This window comes from Streptomyces africanus (assembly GCF_002150735.1).
GTDB lineage: Bacteria > Actinomycetota > Actinomycetes > Streptomycetales > Streptomycetaceae > Streptomyces > Streptomyces africanus.
Window position 1 is genome coordinate 26,861 of sequence record NZ_MUKA01000001.1, and the last position, 25,357, is coordinate 52,217.

Consider the following 25,357-nt stretch of genomic DNA (forward strand, 5'->3'; position numbering starts at 1 on the left):
CGGGTGGTGCATATGAACGGAGTGTGATTTCAATGAACAAGCGGGACACGGTCAAGGCCGCACTGCTCGAGATCGTGAACGAGGTGGCCGGCCCGGTCGAGCACCTGGACGAGGACCAGCTCCTTGTCGATCAGCTCGGTCTTGAATCGCTGCACCTCGCGCGGCTCGTCGCCGTACTGGAGATGGAGCTGGACACCGACCCGTTCTCCGACACATTGCCCATCACCAGTGTGCGCACGGTCGGTGACCTGCTGCAGGCGTACGACCCGGTTGTCCTGCCTCGCCTCGGTGCCGGCGAGCCGTCATGACGCAGCACGAACCGGACGGGCAACCGATCGCTATCGTGGGCATGGCCGCCCGTTTCCCCGGAGCCACGGACGTGGACCAGTTCTGGGACGTAATCCTGGCCGGACGCGAGACGATACGCGACCTCGGTCACGAGGAGTTGCTCCGTGGTGGTGCGGACTCGGAGTGGCTGAAGAACCCTGATTACGTGAAGGCGACCGCCTCGATGGACGACATCGACCTCTTCGACGCGGCCTTCTTCGACATCTCCGGCCGCGAGGCCGCTGTCATGGACCCTCAGCAGCGGATCTTCCTGGAGACCTGCTGGCATGCTCTCGAGAACGCGGGTCTGCGCACATCGGCCGGGACCGGGACTTCGGTCGGTGTCTTTGCCGGCAGCGGCGGTGTTCTCACCAGTTACCTTCCCGAGGTATTGAACAGCGCCGGGCCACTGGAAGATCCCACAGCCTCCCTCGAGCAGCTCGGGACCGACAAGGATTTTCTCGCCACCCGGGTGTCGTACAAGCTCAATCTGACCGGGCCCAGTCTGACGGTGCAGACGGCTTGCTCCACTTCGCTGGTCGCGGTGCACTTGGCCGTCCAGAGCCTGTTGCGCGGCGAGTGTGCCGCTGCACTGGCCGGCGGCGTGAACATCAGGCTCCCCCAGGCCGCGGGGTACTGGCACCGCCGGGGCGGCATCCTGTCGCCGGACGGGCGCTGCCGCCCATTCGATGTCAGTTCGCAGGGAACGATCTTCGGCAGCGGCGTGGGCGCCGTCGTCCTCAAACCCCTGGCCGACGCGCTGCGAGACGGTGACACCGTCTACGCCACCATCCTCGGAACCGCTGTCAACAACGACGGTGGCGGCAAATCGAGTTACGGCGCCGCGAGCCTGTCCGGCCAGCTGGCCGCGATGCGTCAGGCGCTCCAGGTATCCGGAGTCGATCCCGCCACGATCGGCTACATCGAGGCGCACGGAACCGGGGTACCGCTCGGTGATCCCACCGAGGTCGGCGCGCTCAAGCAAATCTTCGGACAAGCCGATCCCTGCGCCATCGGGTCGGTGAAGGCGTTGATCGGGCATATGGAGGCGGCGTCGGGCATAGCAGGCCTGATCAAGGCCGCTCTGTCCCTGCATCGGGGACAGATCCCGCCCAGCCCGTATTTCACGGCGCCGAGTCCTCGGCTGAAGCTGGACGATACGCGCTTGTTCGTCAATACGGCGCCGCTGCCCTTGCCGGGATCTCCCCGCCGGGCCGCGGTCAATTCCCTCGGCATCGGCGGCACCAATGCCTTCGCCGTGCTGGAACAGGCACCGGAACTCACGCGGGCGGATCGGCGTCCGGGGTACGAGCTCGTCACGATCAGTGCCAAGAGCGCGGACGCGTTGCGGGAACTGGCGGACCGGTGGGCGAACCGCCTGCGCGAGCCGGACGCAGCCCTGAGAGACCTGGCCTATACCAGTCAGGTCGGTCGCCGCCCGCTGCGACACCGGCTCAGCGTCATCGCCGACACCGGGAATGCGGCAGCCGAGCGCGTCGAAACGTGGCTGAGGGATGGGACCGGGGCAGCAGACGAGGGGGAATCCGCGCGGGCCAAGCCGAGGGTCGGGTTCCTCTTTCCCGGTCAAAGCTCCGAGTACGCCGGTATGGCCGTCGAGCTCCACCGTGAGCATCCGCTGTTCCGCGCCGCACTGGACCGGCACGCGGAAACCTTCCGCCGCCTCACCGGAGTTGGCCCCCTCGACGTGTTCGCCGACCCTGCGGCGCAGCTGCAGGCGGAACTGCTCCAGCCGGCGGTTTTCCTCCTGCAGGTCACGTTGGCGGAATTCTGGGCCTCGTGTGGGGTGCGGCCGGACGCAGTGGTCGGTCACAGCCTCGGCGAGTACGCGGCCGCCTGCGTGGCCGGCGTGTTCAGCGTTGAAGAGGGACTGGAGCTGGTCTGCGCGCGCGGCCGTGCCTTCGCGGCTGTTCCTGGCAGCGGCCGGATGGTCGCCGTCGGCTGCACCGACGGGGCCGAGCTGGAACGGCTGGTCAAGGCCAAGGGCGGTTCGGTGACAGTCGCCGCGTACAACGCGCCGGAACGGTTCACGGTCTCCGGATCAGACACCGAGACAGGCGAGTTGGAAGGCGAGTTTCGACAGCGGGGCTGGGTCACCGTCCCCCTGGAGACGACGCATGCCTTCCACTCACCGTTGGTCGCTCCGGCTGTCCCCGCACTCGTCCAGGCCGCAGGCCGGATCACCCACCGGCAGCCTGTCGTGCCGATGGCACTGAACCTCACCGGCACCTGGGCGGGCCGTGCGGAGATCGGTGCAGAGTACTGGGGACGGCAACTCACTTCACCGGTCAGGTTCACGCCCGGCATCCGCGAACTTCTCAGTGGGGGATGCACGGTCTTCCTCGAAATGGGCCCAGGCCGGACGCTTACCACCGCCGGCCGTACCCAGTCCGACGGCGATGTCGTCTGGTTGCCCGGGCTTGAGCCCAGGACCCCGGATCCCGTCAGGGTGCTCGCCCACCTGGCGCGTCTGGACAGGGCAGGAATACCAGTCGACTGGGCTGAGTACTACGCGCCCTTGCAAGCGGGCAGGGTTTCCGCTCCTCTCTATCCCTTCACGCGGGCCCGGCACTGGACCGCACCGGCGCCTTCCGGCGCAGAGCTGCCCGCGCCACCGGCCGGAGACCTGCCCGAGCTGAGCCGACTCGCGCTGCCGCAGTCCACACAGCGGCGTTACGAGACCACAGTGGCCGCGAGGGCTCCGCGTGCGCTCGCCGATCACGAGATTTCCGGCCGCCTCGTCGTGCCCGGGGCATACCACACCGCCTGCCTGGTGGAGGCTGTGGCCGCCGACTCCGCTGCGGTTGTCGAGGATCTGGTCTTCCCGCGAGCGCTGGAGATCGACGAGGCGCGACACCGGCTCCAGCTTGTGCTCACCCCGGCCGGGGACCACAGGTTTGTCGCACAGTCGCTCAGTCTGGCGAATGCGGACGATCCGCTGGCCGACGAGTCCTGGCAGGTGCACGCAGAGGGACGGATCCAGCGGACTGACGCCCTCGCACAGCCGATGGACCCGTCTTCCCACCTCGCAGGCCGGCCGGTTTCCCCGGCTGATCTCTACCCGCTGTTCGAGGCGGCGGGCTTCCGGTTCGGCCCGGCGTTCCAGTGGATCGAAGAGCTGCGGCTGGACGGTGAGGACAGCTCCGGCGACCTCAGCTTCGCGGCAGACTCTCCTCGGGAGCGCACCATGGCACTGCTTGACTCCTGCGTTCAGCTGGCCATTGCGGCACGGATCGTCCGTGCTGCCCCCGAGGACGGCGTGCTGCTGCCGTTCCGTATCGAACGGGCCGTGTTCCACCCGTCCCGTAACGCTGTGGAATCAGGAGTCGCGCGCATCCGGCACCGCGAGGCCGATGCCTCGGGAGCACTTGCCGATGTCTCCCTGACCGACCACGAGGGCAACCCGCTGCTCGAGCTGTTCGGCCTCCAGCTGAGAGCGGTCTCCTTCCGTTCGCCCGAGGCCGAGATCTACGCGGACGAATGGGAGTTGGCCGAGGCGGCCGGTGACACGTCGCCCGCCACGGGAACGTGGATCGTGCTCGCCGACCGTCAGGGGCACTGGCGTCCCGCGGCCGCAGTACTGGAGGCAAGCGGCAGCCGGTGTGTGATCGCCGAGGTGGGCACGGCCTTCACCTGTCTCGGCGATCGCCGATACGTGCTGGACCCCGCCGACGCGGAACACCTGGCGCAACTGTTCCGCGACACCGGGCCGGCGAGCGTACTGCATTGCCTCGGCCTGGACGCACAGAACACACAGACCGCCTGTGGCAGCGTGCCCGCGCTCGTGCAGGCCACCGAGCGCGCGGACTGGACGCCCGATTCCGTAGTACTGCTGACCCGCGGAGCCGTGGCCGTGCACGAGCCCGGGGAGGTCAGCGACCCTTACGGGGCGATGCTGTGGGGCCTTGGCCGGAGCACTGCGATGGAAGCACCTCAGCTGAATCTGCGGTTGCTCGACGCGGACCCACGCGACCTCACCGTCGCGCCGAGTGTCCCGCCCGAATGGCCCGGCGTTGAAGCCGCGATCCGCAACGGACAGCTTTACCGGCCCACGCTGCACCGCGTGTCGGCGCTGCCGACACGCCCTGGCCGGCTCGGCACCCACGGGTGCTACCTGATCACTGGGGGGACCGGAGCGCTCGGTCTGCGTACCGCGGCGTGGCTGGCCAGGCGCGGGGTGCGTCACATCGTGCTCGCATCGCGGCGTGCACATGAGGCACAGATCGAGGAACAGATCCGCGAGCTGGAGCAGTCAGGGGCTGAGGTCACCCTGGCCGGCCTGGATGTCACGGACGAGGCCGCGGTCAACCAGCTCGTCGAGCGTGTGCACCGGGAGCTGGGCGGCCTCAGGGGGGTCGTCCACGCGGCCGGTGTGCTCGACGACGCGGTGCTGTCGCAGCTGAGCTGGGACCGCTTCCGGTCGGTACTGGACCCGAAGGTTGCCGGTGGTTGGCACCTGCACCGCGCCACTCTGGATCTCGACCTTGAGCACTTCATCCTCTTCTCCTCCACGGCTGCTCTGCTCGGTGCGCCTGGGCAGGCCCATTACGCGGCTGCCAACGCTTTCCTCGACGGACTTGCCCACTACCGGCGCGGGTTGGGACTCCCTGCCCTCAGTGTCGGCTGGGGGCCGTGGGAGGCGGGTATGGCGGCGCAACTGAGTGAACGCCTGCAGACCCGGCTCGTGGAAGGCGGGTTCACTCCGCTGGAAGCCGATCCGGCATTCGCCGCACTCGACCGGCTCCTGGCCGGCCCCGGTGGTCAGTACGGTGTCTTCTCCGTGGACTGGTCCCGCTACCTGAACCGGTTTCCCACCGGGCGAGCAATTGTCATGGGCGAGGGAATGCCTGCCGGGGACGGAGCAGAGGCGGGCAGGCGGCTGCGGCGGGACTGGCTCGGCACCACGCCGGAACGTCGCCGAGAGCTGGTGCTCGCATACCTGCGCTCCATGCTGGCTACGCGACTTGCCATGTCCGAGGCCGCCATCGACGAGGACCTCTTGCTCCACGAAGCCGGGCTCGATTCGCTGGTGGCTGTCGAAGTACGCGGCCAGATCTTCCGCGACCTGGACGTCGACCTGCCGCTCACTGGGCTCCTCCAAGGCAAGGCCCTGCGCCTGCTTGTCGATGAGCTGGCGGAACGCCTGATGCTCGACGCCCCGGTCCAAGCTGTCGTGTCCACGGCGGTGCCGTCCGCGGTGGAGCCCTTCTCACCAGAGGAGGCGGAACGCCTCCTGGCCAACCTTGACTCGCTGACTGAGGACCAGATCCAGGCACTGCTGCCCTGGCTGGCCGATCAGGACGGACCCTCATGACCGACGACATGCAGAACTGGGGCGTACGGAAGAGGCTGGAGGCAGCACTCCGGGCGCGCGCCGGCCAGGCGCGGACCGAATATCCTCTCTCGTACGCCCAGCGCCCGCTTGTGTTGCTGCATCGGATGAATCCGGACAGCGCGTCCTACAACGTCGGGTTCACCGCGCAGTTCACCGGCGGATTCGACTCCGCCACGTTCGGCAGCGCGGTTAGGTCGCTGGTCGGGCGGCACGCGGCCCTGCGCACCACCTTCAGCGGCACCGACGGCCAGACAGTGCACGGGTGGCTCGAACCCGATATCGCCGAACTGGACGCCCGCCAGTGGAACCAGCAGCAGATCGAGGACGCGATACGCCGCGCCTATCTCGCTCCGTTCGAACTGTCGACCGGACCACTGGTCCGGGTGCGGACGTATTCGGTGGCGCCAGGAGAGGCCGTGGTGCTGCTGGCTGTGCACCATGCGGTGTGCGACTTCTGGTCACTCGGTGTCATGGTGGCGGAACTCGAGCAGCTCTACCTGGCGGAGGCGGAACGGAGTCCGTCCCAGCTGCCCGGAGGCAATGTCCCCTACAGCGATTTCGTCGCCTATCAGCGGGAGCTGATCCAGGGGGAGAAGGGCAGCAGAGCTCGTGCCTATTGGCATGCTCAGCTCGCCGGCCGGCTCGAGCCGGCCGAATGGCCCCCCTGCGAACTCGGCCCGGATACCGACGGGGGCGGATCGATCGTGTTCCCCATCGCCACAGAGCTCGCCGACGGTGTGTTCGCGCTGGCCAAGGAGGAAGGGGCCACGCCTTACGGCATCTTGCTCACCGTCTTTCAGGTCCTCATCGGCCGCTACACCGGACGGCACGACGTCCTGGTGGGGTCTCCCTTCGCCGGCCGGACCAGTCCGGCGATGGCCGAGTGCATCGGCAACTTCGTCAACCCCGTCGTGCTGCGTGCCGATCTCGGCGACGCGGTGGCGTTCCGGGAGCAGCTGGACCGTACTCGCCGTAACGTCATCGACGCGCTCGAGTACCAGGACTACCCGTTCGAGTTGCTTGTCGGCGAGCTGGCGCCGCGCCGGGTGGACGACCGTAACCCGATCTTCCAGGCGATGTTCAGCTACCAGAAACCCAGCCGGTACCCGGCGCTGGCCGGTCTCTACGTGGCTGACGATGGCGCGGCCCCGGTCGGCTGGGCGGGGCTGACCGCGGTGCCGTTCCGGCTGGACCAGCAAGACGACCAGCTTGAGCTCGTACTCGAGGTCGTGCACGACGGCGACCGGCTCGTCGGGCTGCTCAAGTACCGCAAGTCTGTCTTCTCGGCTCAGGCGGCTCGTCAGGTAGCCGAGAACTATCTGGCACTGCTGCAAGCCGCGCTCGCAGACCCCGGCCGCAGTGTGGCGGAACTGCCGATGGCGTCCGAAGTCACCCCCGGCACCGATCGGCGCACGGCCGCGGTCCGTGAGTCCGTCGGCGCGATCCCTCGGAGCGGCACTGCGCTGCGGGGTATCGAGCAGCGGATCACGGCCATCTGGCGGCAAGTGCTCGGGCGCGAGGCGATCGGGCGGGATGACAACTTCTTCGACCTAGGCGGCAACTCCATGCTGCTGGTGCAAGTGCACGAGATGCTCGCCGACGAAACCGCGGGCACTCCGCTGAAGATCAACGAATTGTTCCGCTACCCGACCGTGGCCAGTCTGGCCCGACGCCTCGGCCAGACCCCCGCTGGGGTCGGTCCGGCCCCTGACCGAGGTCGGGCGTCAAGCAGGCGGGCACAGCTGGCGGGCGGAACGGCCCGCAGCGCACGCCTGCGCGCACGGACACGTCGTCAGCTGGATACCGACAGGGGCAACGATGACTGACGGGAGCATGGTCGATCCGACGGCTCGGCCGAATGATGTGGCCGTGATCGGCATGTGCGGCCGGTTCCCCGGCGCCGGGAGTGTGGCTCAGTTCTGGAACCGGCTGCGTGCCGGAGACGACATGCTGACCACGTTCACAGACGCCGAACTCGCGGCCGCCGGGGTGCCGGAGCGGGTGTTGCGCGATCCCGGCTATGTCAAGCGAGCCGCATCCCTGCCGGACGCGTTCGACTTCGACCACGAGTTTTTCGGCTTCACCAAGCGCGAGGCGAAGCTGCTCGATCCGCAGCAACGAATACTGCTCGAGGTCGCATGGGAGCTGCTCGAGACCATCGGCTACTCCGGGGGAACGGACGCTCAGGACATCGGTGTGTTCGCAGGTGCGTCGATGAACACGTATCTGACCAATGTCGTGGCTCGTTCCTGTGACCCGCTGGGCTACGACGGAACCGAGCTCATGATCGCCAACGACAAGGACTACCTGACCACCAGGATCTCGTACAAACTGGGCCTCAACGGGCCGAGCGTCAATGTGCAGACCGCCTGTTCGACGTCACTGGTCGCGGTGCATATGGCCATGCAGAGCCTTGTCACAGGTGAATGTGACATCGCCCTGGCAGGTGGAGTGTCAGTCATCGCCAACGACTATCCGGGCTACGTCTTCAGCGAAGGAATGATCCTCTCCCCGGACGGGCGGTGCCGACCGTTCGATGCCGACGGAGCAGGGACGACATTCGGTGACGGGGTGGGTCTCGTCGCTTTGAAGCGGCTGGCCGAGGCAATCGAGGACGGTGATCAGATCCTCGCGGTGGTGAGGGGCTCGGCGATCAACAACGACGGCTCCGACAAGATCGGATACACCGCACCGAGCATCGGCGGGCAACGGGCCGTGATCGCCGAAGCGCAGGCGGTGGCCGAGGTGGACGCCAGCACCATCACCTACATCGAAGCCCACGGCACCGCCACAGCTCTGGGCGACCCCATCGAGTTCGCCGCGTTGAGCGAGGCCTTCGCCGACGGAGGTGCCCGGCCGGGCCAGTGCGCCTTGGGCTCGGTAAAGGCGAATATCGGGCACGTCGCCGCCGCGGCGGGAATTGCCGGCTTTATCAAGGCGGTGCTGGCGCTGCAGCACCGGGAAATCCCGGGGCACCCAGGGTTCACCCGGCCCAACCCCCAGATCGACCTGGTGGGCAGCCCCTTCTACATCAACACCCTGCCGATGGCCTGGCCAGCGGGTGAAACCCCCCGTCGGGCCGGAGTGAGTTCGTTCGGCATCGGTGGCACGAACGCTCATGTCGTCCTCGAGGAGGCTCCTCCCCCCTCCGGTCGGCCGGCGAGGACCAGCGGCCCGCAGACACTTGCTGTGAGTGCCCACAGCGACGTGGCGCTGCGCGAGCTGGCCCGTCAGTTGGCCGATGCGCTGGAGGAGCCGGACGCGCCCGACCTCGTGGACGCGGCTTTCACGCTGCGGCAGGGCCGACGCGGCTCGTCGCATCGCTACGCCGTCACCGCTGCGGACCGCGCCGGAGCCGCGGCCGGATTGCGTGCGCTCACCGACGGCAAGAGCACCGGCGGACGGGTGGCAGAGACCACCCCGACCGTATTGTTCCTGTTCGGCGACGTCCCGGCCGAGGAATTCAGTGTGCTGTCCACACGGCTGTCCGCAGTCGCTGACATAGAGGAGCGGTATACCGGGTGGGCCGTCCCGAGCGCAGACGACCCGTCGGCGGCTCTGCTGACCGCGAGCCGGGTGCTCGCGACGCTGTGGACGGAGTCCGGCGTTCGGCCGGCGGCGGTCGGGGGAGCCGGGGTGGGTGAACTCCTCGCAGCTTGCTTCGCCGGGGTCTTCGAACCGTCTGACGCGCTGGCACTGCTGTCCTGGCGAGCGGGAATGGCCGCGCACGTCCCCGAGGTGCGCCCGAGAGTTCCAGACATTCCCATCCTGTCGGCCGTCGTGGGCGGCGAACTGCCGCAGTCGCGGGTGCTCGACCCGCTGCACTGGACACGAGACATATGGGAGGGCGACCGGCTGGCCGAGGCGTTCACCGGCCGGGCAGCAGAGGGTGCGGCCGTGTTGGCCATAGGCAACCCCTCAGTGCTCCCGGCAGGCTCCGGCCTCGACAACGAACAAGTCCTGCCACCCTTGGATCGGCTGCTGACCGCCGCGGGACGGCTGTGGACCGAAGGCGTGCCGGTGGACTGGACTGCCTGGTACGGAGGGCATCAGTACCGCGTCCCCCTGCCGGTGCACCCGCTGGAGCGCAGCTTCCTCCGTCTCGAACCGCCGTCTGCCTCCGTCCAGGAAGAGCAGGGCCGTGGGCAGAACCCCTCCGAGTGGCTGTATACACCGTCATGGCAGCGCCTCGACCCAGGGGCGGGCGGTTACACGGAGAGCGCCTTGCCCATCGGCCCATGGCTGTTGTTCGGGGACTCCGGCGGGGTCGGCGACTCGCTGGCGGACTCTTTGCGTGAACAGGGCGCCGAGGTGGTGGTGGTACGTCAGGGCGGTGCTTTCAGGAGAGCCGACGCCACTTCCTTCATCGTCGATCCCATGGATTCCGGCGACTACGAGAAGTTGTTCGATGCGCTGGCCACGGACGGGCTGACTCCTGAGCGGGTCGTACACCTCTGGTCTCTTGACATCGTTCCAGGGCACCTTGCAACCGACAGTTTGGATCACGCCTGCGGTCTGGGGCTGTTCTCCGTTCTCGACGTCGCCAGGCAACTCGGCCGCAGTCCGGGCTGCAAAGGCGCGCACCTCGGGGTGGTAGCCCGTGACGTGCACGACATCACAGGCGGTGAAGTCCTTGCGCCTGCCGCCGCGATGACCGGCGCCGCACTGAATCTCATCTCCCAGGAATTCGCCGAGCTCCGTTGTCGAAGCATCGACATCGGCAGGAGCGCCCTCGTACCGGAAGCCCTCCTCGCGGAGATCGTCGCCCCGACCAGGGCGCCGATCGCGTTCCGGAACGGGCGCCGTTGGACGCAACGGTTCGTTCCTGCGGCGGCTGCCCCCGGCCCGTCGATCCCGGCCAGTCGGCTGCGGCCCGGTGGCGTGTACCTCGTCACCGGCGGTCTTGGACAGATGGGGCTGGCCCTCGCCGGCCACCTGGCCCGCGTCGCCGGGGCCAAGCTGGTACTCACCAGCGACTCCCCGCTTCCGCGACCCGACGAGTTCGACCGTTGGATCACCGAGCACGGAACAGCCCACCCGGTCAGCCGAAAGATCGAGGCCGTCCGCGACGTCGAACGTCTCGGCGGCACTGTCATGGCGGAATCCGTCGACGTCACCGATGCGGGAGCGATGCGGGAGCTGGTCGGCACCGCCCGTCAGCGGTTCGGCCGGATCGACGGATGGTTCCACTGCGCCGACGCACCACACGACCAGGCCCCTTGCCGGGTCGACCGCACTGACCGGGCCGCCTGGCGGCAGGCCCTGGCTCCCAAGGTCCGCGGAGCACTGGTGCTGGCCGAGATCTTCAGTGGCCCCCTCGTCGATTTCGGCGTCATGATGTGCTCACTCACCTCGGTGCCGGGCGCAGGCGACCTGTGCCGTTCGGCAGCCGACGGCTTTCTTCACGCACAGGCGTCGGGCGTGGACGGACTGATCACCGTCACCTGGGACGAGTCCCTGCCACCAGGGCAGCGCGCTGATGTCCTTGACCTTGTACTGCGCTCCGATATGCCGTCTCTGCTCTCGGTGTCCCTCACCAACCCGGAACGCCGCATCCAGGGGCAGTGGGCACTCCCGGACCCAGTGCGCCCCGCCCTCGCCTCCCCCAGGCAGCAGCTCCGCGGGAATGGGCTGAAGGCGGCTCTGGCGAAACTGTGGTCCGAAGTGCTGCAGACGGAGATCAACCGTTACGACGTGAGCATTTTCGACATGGGTGGCGACGAGCTGCTCGTGGTCAGGCTCGCCCGGCGAATCGAGGAAGAGCTTGGTGTGCCGCTGTCGGCTGTCGAACTCCTCGCGAACCCGACCATCGATCACCTGGCGGCAAGCCTCGGCCCTGTCGCGATCGTTCACGGTGGTGGCCTGCGGAGTGCCTTCGCGAAGAAATCTTCGCCTCGTACACGCCGAATGTCACCGCCACACCACGCCGGCGATCACGAAAGGGCCAAGAACGCATGACCGTCCACAGCAGCCCGAGGGGTCCGCTTGAGCCGGATGCGGGGACAACCCGCACGTCCGGTTCTGAGGGGGCCGAGGTGCGGCGATGCAATCCGGCTACCCGACTGTTCGACCACGAGGAGAGCGCCGTGGAACCCCTGCTCCAGGAAATTGCCGCAATCGTCGGTGACTACTTCGACGTTCAGCCCGAACAGCTGTACCCCGACGTCGTGCTCACGGACCTCGGGGACTCGATGTCGCTGCTCGGCATGGTGCAGCGTTTGGAGGACCGCTATGGCTGCAAAGTGCCGCTTCGGCAACTCTTCACCGACGTCCAGACTCTGCCTGATCTAGCTGCATATCTTCTCGCACACGCATCGACGGAGAAGCTGCCGCGAGGAGAGGCCGTATCGCCCTCCACCACTGCCTCCTCCACCACTGCCTCCACCACCGATGCCGTAGCCAGCTCGGCGCCGGCCCCGGTCTTGCCGCAGTCGATCGACAGCCGGCCAACGGTCACAGCAGCGCCATCAACCGAGTTGTCGATGGACATGTCCTTGTCGCCAGGCGCCTCGACGGCCGTGCAGGCCCTGATCAAGGAACAGCTCATGGTCATGCAGCGTCAGCTCCAGCTGCTGGCGGGCAGCGAGCCGGTCTCCGCGGCTGACCCGGCCATCGGGTCCGGGGCCGGAGCCGCTGCTTCGCCGCCTGTGGCGCTCTCCCCGGCGCGGCCGGTTTCGGCGAACATGGTGGTGCCACTCGCGCCCGGCGCCCGGAGCAGCGCGATCAGCCCCGTGGAGACGGCAGAGCGCGCCCGCTATCTGAAGAAACTCGGTGACCGCCTCAGTACTCGGACCAAGGGCTCGAAGGAATTTGCCCAACGGTTCCGGACGATGGTCGCGGACAGCCGGTCCACTGTCGGCTTTCGCCCCTCGATCAAGGAGATGCTGTACCCGATCGTCGCCGAACGCGGGCAGGGCTCACGGCTGTGGGACATCGATGGAAACGAGTATGTCGACCTCACCCTGGGATACGGTGTCCACCTCCTCGGTCATAATCCGCCGGCTGTCATGTCGGCTATTCGTGAGCGGCTGGACGTCGGTTTCAGCCTCGGGCCGCGCACTCAACTGGTCGAGGAAGTTGCCGCCGGAGTACTCGAGCTCACCGGCATGGAGCGCGTTGCCTTCCTCAACAGCGGCACAGAAGCGGTCATGACTGCGGTTCGGCTTGCACGGGCAGCAACCGGCCGCGACAAGATAGTGGTCTTTTCCACCGCATACCACGGTCACTTCGACAGTGTGCTCGCTGTGCCGACCCATGAGAACGGCGTATTCGGCACCCGGCCGCTCGCACCCGGCATCTCCCCGCACGCGGTGGAAAACGTGTACGTACTCGAGTTCGGCACGGACGAGGCGCTCGACTTCATCAACAAGCACGGCGCGGACCTCGCAGCAGTTCTGACCGAGCCGGTGACCCTGCGCACTCCTGGGGTCCAGAAGCCTGATTTCCTGCGCACGGTCCGGGAGATCACAAGGGCACACGGCACGAAACTCATCTTCGACGAGATGGTGACAGGTTTCCGTTGTCATCCGGCAGGCGTTCAGGGGCTGTACGGCATCGAGGCCGACCTGGCCACCTACGGCAAGATTGTAGGAGGCGGCATGCCGATCGGCGTGATTGCCGGACGCGGTGGCGTCATGGACTCAATCGACGGCGGCATCTGGAACTTCGGTGACGATACCGGCCCGAGGGTGGAATCCACCTTCTTCGGCGGCACGTTCAACCAGCATCCACTCACCATGGCGACGGCCAAGGCGGTCCTTGACCACCTCCGTGCAGAGGGACCTGATCTGCAACGGAACCTCGACCGCAAGACTGCGATGTTCACGGACCAGCTGAACGCCGACTTCCGCGAGCTCGAAGTGCCGATCGAAGCCCACAGGTTCTCCTCGATCTTCAAGTTCGAGCACCAGGCGAACATGGATCCGTTCTATTTCAATCTGCTCGACCGTGGTGTGTTCGTCTGGGAGCTGCGCAACTTTTTCCTCTCCACCGCGCATGAGCAGGCCGATCTTGACCATATCCGCACCGCGGTGCGTGAATCGGTCGAAGAATTGCGGGACCACGGCATGCTCGGCAGTAGCCGTACTGAACCAGCGGGTCCTCTGCCCCGTGAGGCAGCGCCTCGCAGCACCCACGCGCAGCGGCAACTACGGGCCCTCGACCAGGGCGGCGTGCCCGCCTTCGAGATGTCTGTCGGGTTCTGGCTGGACGGCTCACTCAACCGCGTTGCACTGCGTGCCGCCGTGCAGGACCTGGTCGCCCGCCACGAGACTCTGAGGACCACGTTCGGTTCGGACGGGGACACGCTTGTCGTCCATCCCGTGCGGGAAATGCCTCTGAGCGACGTCCTGACCGAGTACACCTGTGGGGACGAGGATGACCTCAGCCGCTTCCTGCGGACCTGGGCCGAACGACCGCTCGACCCGGTCGACGGGGAGGTGTTCCGCGCCGCTGTGGTGGAGGTCAACCCGCAACGGCACCTGCTGCTGGTAACGGTGCATCACGCGGCAGTGGATGGCTGGTCCTACAGCGTCCTGCTCGATGACCTCGCCGCGATGTACAACGCAAGGTGCCGCGGCATGAGTGCCGAACTGCCCCCGGCCGTGCAGTTCCGAGATTATCTCACCTGGCACGAGCGAGTCACCGCCGGCCCCACCGCTGCCAAGCACCGTGACTTCTGGCATTCTCTCCTGAAGGATGTTCCCGCGCCGGAATTGCCGTCGTCGGGACGGCCGAGCCAATTCCCTTACCGCGCGGTACGCCACCGTATTCTCCTCGACCCCGAGTTCTGCGGGCAGATGCGCGATGCCGCCCGCAATGAGGGGGTCACGGTCTTCGCCTATCTGGTGGCGGCCTGGGGGGCCTTGCTGCAGCGGCTGACGGGGCAGGACAAAATTCTGGTACCGGTCGCGTCCGCCCGGCGGCCGCAGGAACTGGACCGGACTGTCGGATATTGCTCGAATCTGCTGCCGTTGGTCGTTCGCCGACCTGCGGACACGTTGGTCGCGGACTACGTGGGTGAGGTGTTGATGCAATTGATCAGCGGGCTCGAGCGCCAGGACTACCCCTTCGCGGATCTGATCACGGAATTCGCGCCGCCGGGGGCGGGCTTGCGAAGCAAGTTGTTCACAACGGCAATGTCGTTTTACCGCCAGGTTGTGGTACCCCCCATGGACGGACTCACGGTCTCAGAAGCCGACTCGTTGCCGATCACACACACCGGAAATCCCATGGCATTGAACATCGTGGATAGTGCGGACGGGTTCCGGTGTGAATTCGATGCCGCAGTCGATGTCGTCGATCCCGATCTCGTCGAGCGCCTTCCGCGGTACTACCGAAACCTGCTCAGCGCTATGGTCGCCAACAATGAGCGCCCGTTGGCAGAGCTGGACCACGAAGGCGAGGAAGGCCTGGACGCGAGCTACTGACCTTCAAAGCATGGTGTCGGTAGCGCTGACGGTCTGCGGTCCCTGCGTATGCCTGTTGCATGAGGTATGCGCAGGGCGGTGGGCCGGCCGATCTGCAGACCTATCTCTGTACCGGGATCTGCGGAGGGCCCGGTTGAGGGTCTTCTCGGTGAGGGTGAGTTCCTGCGGGGGCCTGCGTTAGCAGCCGGCTGCCCCGATCGTGGATGACCGCGCTGGTGTAGGCGTGGGCGGTGGACTCGCCGATCCCGAATCCGGCAGCGATCTTCGCCAGGATGGTGTGTTCGCGGAGGTCCACCGGTGCCACCATCGCGCGCTGGGGCGGGCGGAGCTTACAGCGGCGGTCGCCCTCAGGGGTGCCAACGAGCGTGGTGGCCCACTCCACGAGCGCAGGGACGGATCCAGCCGGAAGCCGAGCTCACCGAAGAGGAGATCCTCCAGGTGATCGATCCCGGCTCGCAGCAGCAGGGTTCCCAGTGAGGTGTCCCCGCAGTCCCCATGGGTGAAAGTACTGACAGAGGTCATTGGTTCCTGCTCCATCGGTGTGCCGGTCGGTCATGCGGAGTAGGCATCGGCCTGGATGTCGTAGAGATCGGCGTATCGGCCTCCCACGATGCTGACCAGTTCGTCATGGGTGCCCGCCTCGATCAGTCGGCCCTTGTCGAGGGTGAGGATGAGGTCCGCTCCGGTGGCGGTCGAGAACCGGTGGGTGACGATCACCGTGATGGCGCCTGTCCGCCCGGCAACCTCCCGGGCACGGGCGATGTAGCGCTCAAAGATCTGCTGCTCGCTCGGGGCGTCGAGAGATGCCGTGGGTTCGTCCAGCATCAACAGCAGGGGACCGGGGCGCATCGACGCCCGGGCGAGGGCGACCTTCTGCCACTGTCCCTCGGACAGATCGACGCCCCCGAAGTCCCGGCTGAGCTGTGTCTCCAGTCCGTCGGGAAGCGCCCCGACCAGCTGCTCGGCGTCGGCTGCCGCCACGGCCCGACCGACTCTTTGGACATCCTGGGCGTGCGGCAGGTCGCCCAGGCCGACGCTCTGCCCGAAGGTCGTACGGAAGCGGCCGAAGTCCTGGAACGCCGCACTCGACCTCGCACGCCAGCCCTCCGTGTCCAGGGTGGCGAGGTCCACGCCGTCGACGAGAACTCGGCCACCGCTGGGCTTGTAGAACTTACAGAGGAGCTTGACCAGTGTCGTCTTGCCCGAGCCGTACTCGCCGACCAGCGCGACCACCGAGCCCGCCGGCAGATGGACACTGATGTCGTGCAGGGCGGGGCGTCGAGAGCCGGGATACCGGTAGGTGACGTTCTCGAAGGTGATTCCCTCGCGCAGGACCTGGGGTGAGGATTTGGTTCCGGCCGCGTCGGACCGTGCGGAGGCGGTGTAGTCGCGCATCCACAAGTAGGGCTCGACGAGCCGTCCTGCCCGGGCGACGTTCGCTGTGAAGTGCACGCCGTTGAACACCGACTGGCGCAGGCTGCTCGCCACGGTGATCGCCAGCACGATGTCTCCGGCCGAGCCGTGCCCACGCCGCACCTGAACGACGATCAGAGCCAGACCGGCGCCGAAGCCGAGCGTGAAGATGGTCCAGCCGCCGAGCTTCCAGGCCGCCGCGACAAGTCGCGCCCGGTAGCGGCCGGCCATGGCTGTGTCCCACGCGGCGGCCTGTCTGCGGGCCAGCTCGGTTCCCGCCCCCGACACGCGGATCTCCTTGCCCGCGGCTCCGTCCGTACCGAGGTCGAAGAGTCGGCGCTGGAGACGGAAGGGTTCGGCCGTGGCGGTTTCGGCCCGGATGATGGCGTTGCTGCCCTTCTGGTCGAACCAGAGCGGCAGCGCCGCGCAGACGAGCAGCAACAGCAGCCAGGGGTTGATCGTGCCCAGCAGGAAGAGCGTGACGACCAGTTCGATGACGACGAAGAGGACGCCGACCGCCTGCCACAGGCTGAGCACGAGTTCCCACGCGGAATTGCGTACTACGGTCAGCCGGTCGAGGTAGTCCGTGCGCTCCAGGTGTTCCAGACCTTCGAGGGTCGCGATGTCGCGGTAGATACCGGGATTCACATCGAGCACCGCGACCTTGCCGATGAGGATGCCGGCGGTATTGGCGTCGAGTGCCCCCAGCACCATCAACATGGTGCCGGCGAGTCCCGCCCCGGCCGCGCAGGCCACAGCGGGCCAGACCTCTCCGCGAAGCGTCGCGTCCACCGCGCCGCGCAGGGCCAGGGCGTTGCCTGCGACGGAGGCCACCATCAGGGCGGGAATGACGAACTGCAGGGACGTCAGCCACGGCGAACGGCGCCAGGACAGCCGTAGCAGTTCGTACCAGAGGGAGAAGTACCGCCGACGGCGAATCGGGTGCTCACTGGCCAGCTCGGTCATAGGTACTGGTCCTCCTCCAGCCGGTCCTCGAAGCCGCGACTGAACCGCGCGGCCTGGATCGTGAACATGGCCGCGTACCGGCCGTCGGCTGCCATGAGTTCGTCGTGCGTGCCCGTCTCCGTGATACGGCCGTCCTCCAACAGGACGATCCGGTCGGCCTGTCGCACGGTGGACAGCCGGTGCGAGATCAGGACGACGCTCGCGTCCGACCTGCGCGCGCCGAGCCTTGCGAAGACGTCGACCTCCGTCCGTACGTCGAGGTGGGCGGTGGGCTCGTCAAGAACCAGAATCCTCGCTCCCCGGCGCACCGCGTAGAGGACGCGGGCCAGGACGACCTGCTGCCACTGCCCGCCCGAAAGGTCGACGCCCCCCTTCGCGGCGCGGGTCAGCGGGGTCTCCCAGCCGGACGGCAGACCGGCCAGCACCGCTTCCAGCCCCGCTTCCCGGGAGGCGGCCTCGGCGTCCGCCCGTTCCGCTCCGCCCGTCCTGCCGATGACCACGTTGCCGTGGACGGACAGGGGGTACCGCACGAAGTCCTGGAAGGCCACTGCGATCCGGCGGCGCCAGGCGTCCGGGGCAAGCGTGGCGATGTTCCGCCCGTCCGCGGTGATGGCCCCGCCTGTCGGCAGGTAGAGCCCGCAGAGCAGTTTGATCAGGGTCGACTTGCCCGCTCCGTTGAGTCCGACGACGGCCAGCAGTTCGCCCGGCCGGATCTCCAGATCCAGACGGTCCAGAACCTGGCGTTCTGTCTTCGGATAGGCGAAGGAGACTTGTTCGAACCGGATGAGCGGTGGACGCTCGCGGTCCTCGGGTTCCAGTACCCCCCGGCCGTCGGTGCTGGGCACCGCCGCTCCCTCCGGGGCGAGCAGCTCGCGCAGCTCCCGCGTGGCGCGCAGGCACTCGGCGGAAGCTACCGCGCTCCTGAGTTCCTCGCTCCAGCCAAGCGCCTGGAACACCGTCCATCCGGTGACGAGTACCGCCGTTTCCACCGCGATGGTCGTCTCCCCCCGCACCGCGCTGTGCGCCACCATGGCGTACACGGCGCACAGCGGGATGCCGACGAGCAGAAGCTGGCTCCACTCGGCGCGCAGCATCCGCCCGATCGCCGCCCAGATGGGTTTCTCCATGGCCAGGCTGTGCCGCTGAATCTGCCCGACCGACCAACCACCCAGTCCGAAGACACGGATGTCCTTGCCCTCGGCCGGGGAGATCGCCGAGTCCTGCCACATCTGCGCCTTCGCGCCCTCCACCGTGCCGGAGCGCCACGTCCGGACGTACCGCAGCGCCTGTCTCTGCCGCAGCGCCCAATTGATCAGAGCGGGCACGAGCACTACGGGGACGAGCCACCAGGCATACCCCGCGAGGACCACACAGGATCCGGCGACGCCGAGGAAGCCCGTGAGGATGCGGAGGACGGCCACGGCGCCCTCACCCGGAGTGTGTTCGGTCCAGTTGTCAGGATCCGCCTTGGCCGCGCGGATCAGGGTGCGCGCCTGCGGGGTCTCCAACTGGTCGATCGTCGGGGTGGACGAAACCAGCTCGATGATCGACGCCCTGTGTACGCCGTCGATGGTGGCCTGGACCAGGAAGCCCAGTGGCTCCAGAACGGTGTCCATGACGTGCCCGAGCAGGAGGACGGTGACAAACGCCGCCAGCGGGGCCAGGGCCGCGGTCAGTGGTGGCAGCGTCGTACCCCCCGTCTCGAAGCGCCGTACCAATACCGCCAGAACGACGGCTGTCGCGGATGGGAGCAGACTGCTCAGCCCCATCAGCACGGCCAGAAGCCAGCTGTGGGACCGCTTGGCGCAGCTGAGAGTCCGCAACAAGCGGAGCCCGTCGGCAAGGGTGGTCACGTGGTCCTCTCTCCGTGCGGCCCGGTCATGGCCGAGGTGGTAGTCCGGCCGCGCGGGCGGGCCATGTCGCCGCGGTACAGACGGGGATACGGGGCCGCTGCGCGGGTCTCGGCAGGAAGCAGACCCGGTCGAGGTGAAACCATGTGCCGCTGTGGCTGCATGCCGACGTATCCGGCCGCGAGGGCCGGGCCACCGATGAAGAGTTCGCCGATGCCCGTGTGCGGGTCGACGTGCTTGACGACCCGGTGACGATGCGGCGGGGGACGGCCGATCGGGACACGCTCGCCGTCGGACAGCGAGGATCCGAACTCACCGCCGAGGGATACGGAACCGTCCGTGGCACACCGGTCGATGACGAGCGTGCCGCCCGCCAGGAGAATCGGATAGATCTCCTCGCCAGTGGTGTCCCGGACAAGCGAGGCGAAGCTCAGCACGCGGTCCCGCGCGGTCACGGCGAAGACGTCGATAGGGGACGACACGGATGCCATGAGCGCGCCGTGCACCATCACCCCCGTGGGCGTGCCGGTGGCGTCCAGGGCGGCCAGGAAGGCGACGACGCACCAGTACGAGCGTCCCACAGCGACGCCCACACGGTCACCCGGTCGCACACCCCGGTGGTGCAACTCCAGGGCCAGCCATTCCGTGTCCGACCTTGTGGGTGTGAGAGACGCCGTCGACTCCAGTCGCACGATGACTGATCGGCCGTTCGCGGGCGAATCAGTCACTTGGGGGCTGGACAGGACAGGACTCCCTTACGTGTGGTGTGCACGGAGTGAAGAGAGGGGGCGCGGATTGACTGCTCTGTCGAATCGCTTCGACTCTAACGAGCGTTGAAGCTAACACCAGAGCCGGTTCCGCGACAAGGTGCATATGCTGCACAACTTAACCTCTATGGCCAGGTTTTGAGCGCTCCGCTCATGGGCACGTGAAGAGGCCCCTTGACTCGTAGCTGGACCCAATGCAAGCCTCTTCACTTCTTATTTTCGAAGCGCTTCAACACACTCAACGCATCCAGTGCGCAGCGGAGCCTGAGGGGCCCTCACGGAGGCGGTGTGCGATCCGGAGTTGAACAGTCGCCCTCGTCACCCCGCGGGCGGCCTCCTCCGTGGTTGTGGCGGAACGGGCGGCGCCCAGGGGTTCGAGTGGTGGACGCCGGGCTGACGCGTACGTGTGGGAAGAGCGGGCGCATCAGCCACAACTACCCATCGCCCTGGACCGGGTGCGGGGGATCTTCGCGCAGCCGCCACGCCCGGCAAGGTGGGAGAGAGGAGCGACCGTTCGCCAGGCTCCCGCCGCACTCCCCAGAGACAAGTTCGCCCGCGTCTACCTCGACGAATACCGCACGCTCAAGTGGATCGCCGAGCACGCCGATGTGAACGTCGACGCCATCAAAGTTCTGGCTCCGCGCCCAACGGGCCGCTGGACGCACCTGCCGCGAGATCGCCGAGGAGACCGGCTTCTCCGCCGGGATGATCAGCTATCCGGGCCGGCGGCACGACATGCCCGGTGGCCGAACAAAGGCCAAGCGCGGGAGAAGCGCAAGGTGGTGTCGAGGACCATGCCGAGTTGATCGGCTTCGGAGCCGACTGTGCTGATGGATGAGTGTGGCCCTGCCCGACAGAGCTGCCTTCACGCGTGTGGGCCGGGATCGACTTGTTCGGCGAGATGCGTCGCCACGCGCCGTATCAGCCGCTGGGTTCGCGCTTCGTTGTTTCCTGTGCTGATCCCGAAGACATATCGGCCCGACACCACGGTCGCGTGAGCGACGGGGAGTTGTTCCAAGCCCGTTCTGTAGGTGTACAGATACACACCGCGCCGGGGCTTCGCGATCTCCGCAGTCACGCAACCGCCCAATGGGGGCGCACAGCCCCACGGAATCACGCTCGTCGCATAGGTCTCAGCAGCCTTCGCGTCAGGCGCTACCCATCGCACGGTGATGGAGAAGATGTCGTCGTCGGATCCGGATTCCGTGGCGAAGCGACAGACACTCGGGCGGGGCAGTTTCGTACCCAGCACCTTACGGCTCGATGACACTGGCAGCTTGACATAGTTCCGGCCGAGTTCGGAGAGCAGTTCGGCGCTGACCAGCCCACAGGCGTCAGGCCATTCCTGCCGCTCGACCCCATCCAGCGCGGCGGGTCTCTCCGCGTCCACGGCGCGGTGACTCGGCCGAAGCGCGGTGTAACGGGTTCCGTTCTTCTCTTCACTACGGACGATGAGCAGGTCTCCACTCATTCCCACGAACGTCCCCGCCACCGGCCAGGGCACGAGGGCGCTTCGCCTGCCCGCGAGATCCATCAAGCTGCTCGCGCCCGGCCCCTGCAGACGCGCGTCTCCAGGCGACCAACGAAGGTCTCCGCCGTATGCGCCGGCGACATTGACGTCACCGACGATGACCTCACTGGTCACACCGTTGATGGCCATGGGCCCTTGGGAGCGAGTCCACATGGTTCTCCCAGTGTCCGCTCGTACGGCGTGCAGGGTGTAAGACCCGAACGACCCTGAGCCCGACTGTGCGCCGTCGCGCGATTCCGAGAGGTACACCACGCCTCGGGCCTCTCCCACGGGCCAGAGACCGGACTCCCGCTCCGCCTTCCGCCGCAGGATTCGCTCGCCTGACTCCGCGAAGAGGCGCAGGTCGTTGTCGAGGCTCACACCGATCACACCGCGGACCGCGCTCAACTTGACGGAGTCGCGCGAACGCCCTAGATCCCTCTTCCAGACGCTGTCGCCGTCCTTCGCGTCCACCACCTCGAGTTCCGCGGTCCGGCCTGGACAGCCCTTGAGTACGACAATGTAATTCGACATTGTGGCCACGTTGAAAGGGGAAGGGGGTAAACCGAGATCGCCTGGGTCGGATTGCTCGCACGGCGCGAGCGCGGGCTTCCGCTTACTCCAGGTGACCGCACCGGTCCGCGGCGCAACTCCCGCCAGTCGGCCATCGGCCAACTCGATCGCGGGTCCCGGATCCAGCAGGAAAGGCGCCTGCCCCAACCAAGCGTCCTCACCTCCCTTGCGCGGGGTCGGGCTCGCGGTTTTGTGCCACAGTTTTCGCCCGGTCGTGGGGTCGTACGCGTTCAGAACAGTCTTGCCGCCTTGCCCGAAGTGCTGTTCCATAGCGAGCATCACGCCGCCGGAAAACCCGATGGGCGTGAAACGGTCCGCGGAACTGGTTGCCGTGGAGAGAAAACGGCCGTCGCGTGTGTCCACGACGCTCACCGTCCTGCCCTGCGGGATTGCCATCATCCTGTCGCTCACCGCCGCCGGCAGATCCGAAACGTCCAGTGCCCGTCCAGAGGTTCGGAACGACCACGCCACGTTCAGCGAGTTGGGGCGTTCCAGCGGCCTACCTGACGTGCCGCCGTCGCTGACCAGCAGCCCTACGAGGCTGATGGTGAGCAGGGACCCGCACCCGGCGCGCCAGACGAGGCGCGCGCGCTTCGCAACCATTCCGCTCCGCCGTTCGTCGAGATCGGTCAGCATCCCTGTGATTCAGGCAGCCACGGGCAAGGGCGGGGATCCTCGAGCTGACGGTAGACGCCACCGGTAGACCCCTCGTACACGGCTCCGTATTGCGTGGAAAAGCCGGTCACCGCGTAGCGTCCCCCCCGTGGGGCGGGGACCGGCACGGTGCCCTCCTTCCCGTTCTGCACGTAACGGATGAGCAGTTCGAATTCCCGAGAGCCCTTCTCCGACAAGAAAGTCGCCGACAGGTTGACCTGTTCTCCAGGCTTGAGCGTGACGACCTTTTCCTTGAAGTATTTCTGTGTGGAGTTCTTCCCCTTGAGAAAGATGGGCTCCGGGCTGTCCATGTCCGCGAACAGCTGGATCTTCGGCTCTCCTCCGGCGTTCGGTTCGCACACCAGCGTTCCGGCGAGCGGCTCGACGGCGCGGGGCGACTTCGGCTTGATCTCGATCGACGTGATGGTCAGGGAACTCGCGCCTCCCTCGAGCGTGAGACCCACGTTCAGTTCGCCGACTCGCGCGCCCCGGTTACGCCGGATGACGGCGTTCACGTCGCCGCCGGTCACGAGTTCCGCGCGGTCCTCCGGCGAGGACACCTGACGCGGAAGAGCCGTGCATCCGGCCTCGTTCTCCTGCCGCGCGGTCACGACGAACGGCGCCGTTGAAGGGCTCCCCGAGGGCGTACCGGCACCGGCCGATGCGGGGCTCGGCTCGGACTCACCGCTCAGGCCGAGTAACTGGAGGGCGATTGCGGTCAACACTGCACCGATCAGGGGGATGCCCGCGCCGAGCCAGAGCACCCTCGCGTGCCTCTTCCACCACGGCTCAGGTGTCTCCGGCGGCGTCGGCCGCTGCGTACGAGGCTGACTACGCCCACGCAGCGTGGTCCGGTTCCTCAACTCTCCCCCATTGAGTGGCGAGGCGGTTCTGACCGCGTGTCAGCTGCAGCCCAGGAAAGGATCATCGGAGGAGCCGACGCGGGTCGGCACTTTCACCAACCTCACACAAACGACCCGCCACCCGCTGCGACGTCGGGAAGACAGTCAAAAAGCCAGAGGTCGATCCCGATTCCAGGATGTCGGCCCGGCGTTCCCAGCGAATGCGCAGGGCGTCGGAAGCCGTGGAGCCAGGCGAAGGTCCGCTCGATCACCCGCCGGTAGGTGCCCAGTTCTGTGCCGTGCCGGGTGGCGGCAGCAGCGGCTCCAAGCGGTCCATAGCTCATCCCCACCATCCACGGCGAACTCTCCACACCAGGACGAACGCTCAACTCCCGTGGCGGCAACGGCCGTCAGGGTCGACCCACCTCATTGTGTCAGCCGTTCTAAGACACCGTACAGCCGTGCTGTGATACCCATGGGCTCGTTCCTCGTCGAGGAATTCGAGACACACCGCTCGTCACTGTGACGCGCCGGAGCACACCGCTGCGACGCAACACGCTGTCCGAGGCATTCAACCGACCGAAAGACAGGGCACGTGCCAGGGGCGTCATGGTTCCCGTCACGGCGACGTTCCGAGATCTACGGGACTTTATGACGCGGTCCTGATCGCCGCGGGCGTACCTCCCCGGAGCGTGCAGGCTCGGATGAGGCATGGCACGCTCGCCGAGACGCTGGACACTTACGGCTTCGCCCTGGAAGTGGACTGAGAACACGCACCGGCTTCCTTCGAGGACCTGTTCGGTATCCCGGCTCCTGCGGGGCTGCCTGCGGCGGCGTTGCTACCGCGCTGACAACGGAGTAGGCGTCCAGCTGCCATGACGCGTCGCCACCGGCCCGGCGGACTGAGCAAGCGATCACCGAGCTTAGCTGTCGCAGCTCGCAGGGGGAGAAGGAAGCCGTGATCTGCGGACTCATCGTGCACGCGCCCAGCGCTTTGCGTCCGCCCTCGGAAGTACGGTCCCGATCACCGTCGCGCCGCCCCACCGGGCGAGCTGCGCGGCCAGGGAGCCGACGCCGCCGAGCACCCCGTGCACGAGCACGAGCTGTCCGTCGACGAGGCCGTCACTGAACACGATCCGCGGGTACGACAGTGCCGCGGCGGTAGGGGTCCGGGACCTCCTCGGCTCGCAGCGGCCTGTCACCGGAGTAGAAGAAACTCGCCGGCTCCTCCAGGAACTCCAGCCGTCTGCACGGCACCGCGTGCTGTTCGGATACGGCGGACAGGTGGGAGAGGAACGCCAGGACGGTGAAGAAGCGGTGAAGTCGGTGATCTCATGGTCGGCCGGCTTGCGCAGCCGATTCAGCAGCTCAGTGCGCCCGGCGTCGGTCAGGCTCAGTACAAACCGCGCAGGGCCCGCACCCGGGTCGGCGCGCCGCTCCAGCAGGTCCGCCTTGGCGAGGCGGTTGATTGCCGGATACAGACTGCCGTCGCTGACCGGCCGCGTGTATCCGGTCAACTGCGAGACCCGGCGGCGTAGCTCGTGTCCGGGCAGGGAGCCCTCGGCCAGGAAGCCTGAGGCGGCGCTGTACGAGATTCCCGAGGAGTGCCGCCGCGAGGCCATGGAGCTGGTCGCGGCGGCCCTCGTCCGACGGGAAGAGTGGTCAGCCCCTGCC

11 protein-coding genes and 3 pseudogenes are annotated in these 25,357 nt (G+C 67.3%); 5 read left to right on the top strand and 9 right to left on the bottom strand.

Translation table 11 applies throughout. The features are described from left to right. Positions 1 to 32: 32 nt before the first annotated feature. The 5 genes from CCL05_RS00115 (at position 33) to CCL05_RS00135 (ending at position 15,108) form a co-directional block, all read left to right on the top strand. Positions 33 to 308, top strand: coding sequence for an acyl carrier protein (locus CCL05_RS00115; protein ID WP_086558383.1), 276 nt, complete (start codon positions 33 to 35; stop codon positions 306 to 308). Continuing rightward, positions 305 to 5,659: a type I polyketide synthase gene (locus tag CCL05_RS00120; protein ID WP_086558384.1), complete on the top strand. Its 5,355-nt coding sequence runs from the start codon at positions 305 to 307 to the stop codon at positions 5,657 to 5,659. Before CCL05_RS00115 ends, CCL05_RS00120 begins: the two co-directional genes overlap by 4 nt. Next, complete coding sequence (locus CCL05_RS00125) at positions 5,656 to 7,506, top strand: condensation domain-containing protein (protein ID WP_158102399.1); 1,851 nt, start codon at positions 5,656 to 5,658, stop codon at positions 7,504 to 7,506. Before CCL05_RS00120 ends, CCL05_RS00125 begins: the two co-directional genes overlap by 4 nt. Continuing rightward, complete coding sequence (locus CCL05_RS00130) at positions 7,499 to 11,638, top strand: beta-ketoacyl synthase N-terminal-like domain-containing protein (protein ID WP_086558385.1); 4,140 nt, start codon at positions 7,499 to 7,501, stop codon at positions 11,636 to 11,638. Before CCL05_RS00125 ends, CCL05_RS00130 begins: the two co-directional genes overlap by 8 nt. A 128-nt stretch (positions 11,639 to 11,766) precedes the next feature. After that, on the top strand, positions 11,767 to 15,108 hold the full coding sequence (locus CCL05_RS00135) for an aminotransferase class III-fold pyridoxal phosphate-dependent enzyme (protein WP_244204099.1): 3,342 nt from the start codon (positions 11,767 to 11,769) through the stop codon (positions 15,106 to 15,108). Between the two features lie 202 nt (positions 15,109 to 15,310). On the opposite strand, the pseudogene CCL05_RS00140 reads toward CCL05_RS00135, so the two are convergent. The 9 genes and pseudogenes from CCL05_RS00140 to CCL05_RS00175 all read right to left on the bottom strand — a co-directional run. Then, positions 15,311 to 15,490 (bottom strand): annotated as a pseudogene (locus CCL05_RS00140) (helix-turn-helix domain-containing protein); the annotation flags it as partial. Positions 15,491 to 15,660: 170 nt separating this feature from the next. Then, positions 15,661 to 17,487, bottom strand: coding sequence for an ATP-binding cassette domain-containing protein (locus tag CCL05_RS00145; RefSeq protein ID WP_086558387.1), 1,827 nt, complete (start codon positions 17,485 to 17,487; stop codon positions 15,661 to 15,663). Continuing rightward, positions 17,484 to 19,340 (bottom strand): ABC transporter ATP-binding protein, encoded by a 1,857-nt coding sequence (locus tag CCL05_RS00150; RefSeq protein WP_086558388.1) that lies wholly within the window; start codon positions 19,338 to 19,340, stop codon positions 17,484 to 17,486. The genes CCL05_RS00145 and CCL05_RS00150 overlap by 4 nt, the downstream gene beginning before the upstream one ends. Next, positions 19,337 to 19,930: an acyl-CoA synthetase family protein gene (locus tag CCL05_RS00155; RefSeq protein ID WP_086558389.1), complete on the bottom strand. Its 594-nt coding sequence runs from the start codon at positions 19,928 to 19,930 to the stop codon at positions 19,337 to 19,339. The genes CCL05_RS00150 and CCL05_RS00155 overlap by 4 nt, the downstream gene beginning before the upstream one ends. A gap of 1,039 nt (positions 19,931 to 20,969) precedes the next feature. After that, the gene (locus CCL05_RS00160) at positions 20,970 to 22,823 is read right to left on the bottom strand and encodes an outer membrane protein assembly factor BamB family protein (protein WP_086558390.1); all 1,854 of its coding nucleotides are present in this window, start codon (positions 22,821 to 22,823) and stop codon (positions 20,970 to 20,972) included. After that, a complete protein-coding gene (locus CCL05_RS00165) occupies positions 22,817 to 23,605 on the bottom strand; it encodes a hypothetical protein (RefSeq protein WP_143589791.1) in 789 nt (262 codons plus the stop codon). The genes CCL05_RS00160 and CCL05_RS00165 overlap by 7 nt, the downstream gene beginning before the upstream one ends. A 160-nt stretch (positions 23,606 to 23,765) precedes the next feature. Continuing rightward, a pseudogene (locus CCL05_RS45775) lies at positions 23,766 to 24,003 on the bottom strand (hypothetical protein); the annotation flags it as partial. A gap of 651 nt (positions 24,004 to 24,654) precedes the next feature. Further along, a complete protein-coding gene (locus tag CCL05_RS44675) occupies positions 24,655 to 24,816 on the bottom strand; it encodes a hypothetical protein (protein ID WP_158102401.1) in 162 nt (53 codons plus the stop codon). Continuing rightward, positions 24,806 to 25,305: pseudogene (locus tag CCL05_RS00175) on the bottom strand (PadR family transcriptional regulator). Before CCL05_RS00175 ends, CCL05_RS44675 begins: the two are co-directional and overlap by 11 nt. Positions 25,306 to 25,357 lie beyond the last annotated feature (52 nt).

Coding starts and splice junctions, on each gene's coding strand:
- CCL05_RS00115 (WP_086558383.1), top strand. CDS start 33: ATGAACAAGCGGGACACGGTCAAGGCCGCACTGCTCGAGATCGTGAAC.
- CCL05_RS00120 (WP_086558384.1), top strand. CDS start 305: ATGACGCAGCACGAACCGGACGGGCAACCGATCGCTATCGTGGGCATG.
- CCL05_RS00125 (WP_158102399.1), top strand. CDS start 5,656: ATGACCGACGACATGCAGAACTGGGGCGTACGGAAGAGGCTGGAGGCA.
- CCL05_RS00130 (WP_086558385.1), top strand. CDS start 7,499: ATGACTGACGGGAGCATGGTCGATCCGACGGCTCGGCCGAATGATGTG.
- CCL05_RS00145 (WP_086558387.1), bottom strand. CDS start 17,487: ATGACCGAGCTGGCCAGTGAGCACCCGATTCGCCGTCGGCGGTACTTC.
- CCL05_RS00160 (WP_086558390.1), bottom strand. CDS start 22,823: ATGCTGACCGATCTCGACGAACGGCGGAGCGGAATGGTTGCGAAGCGC.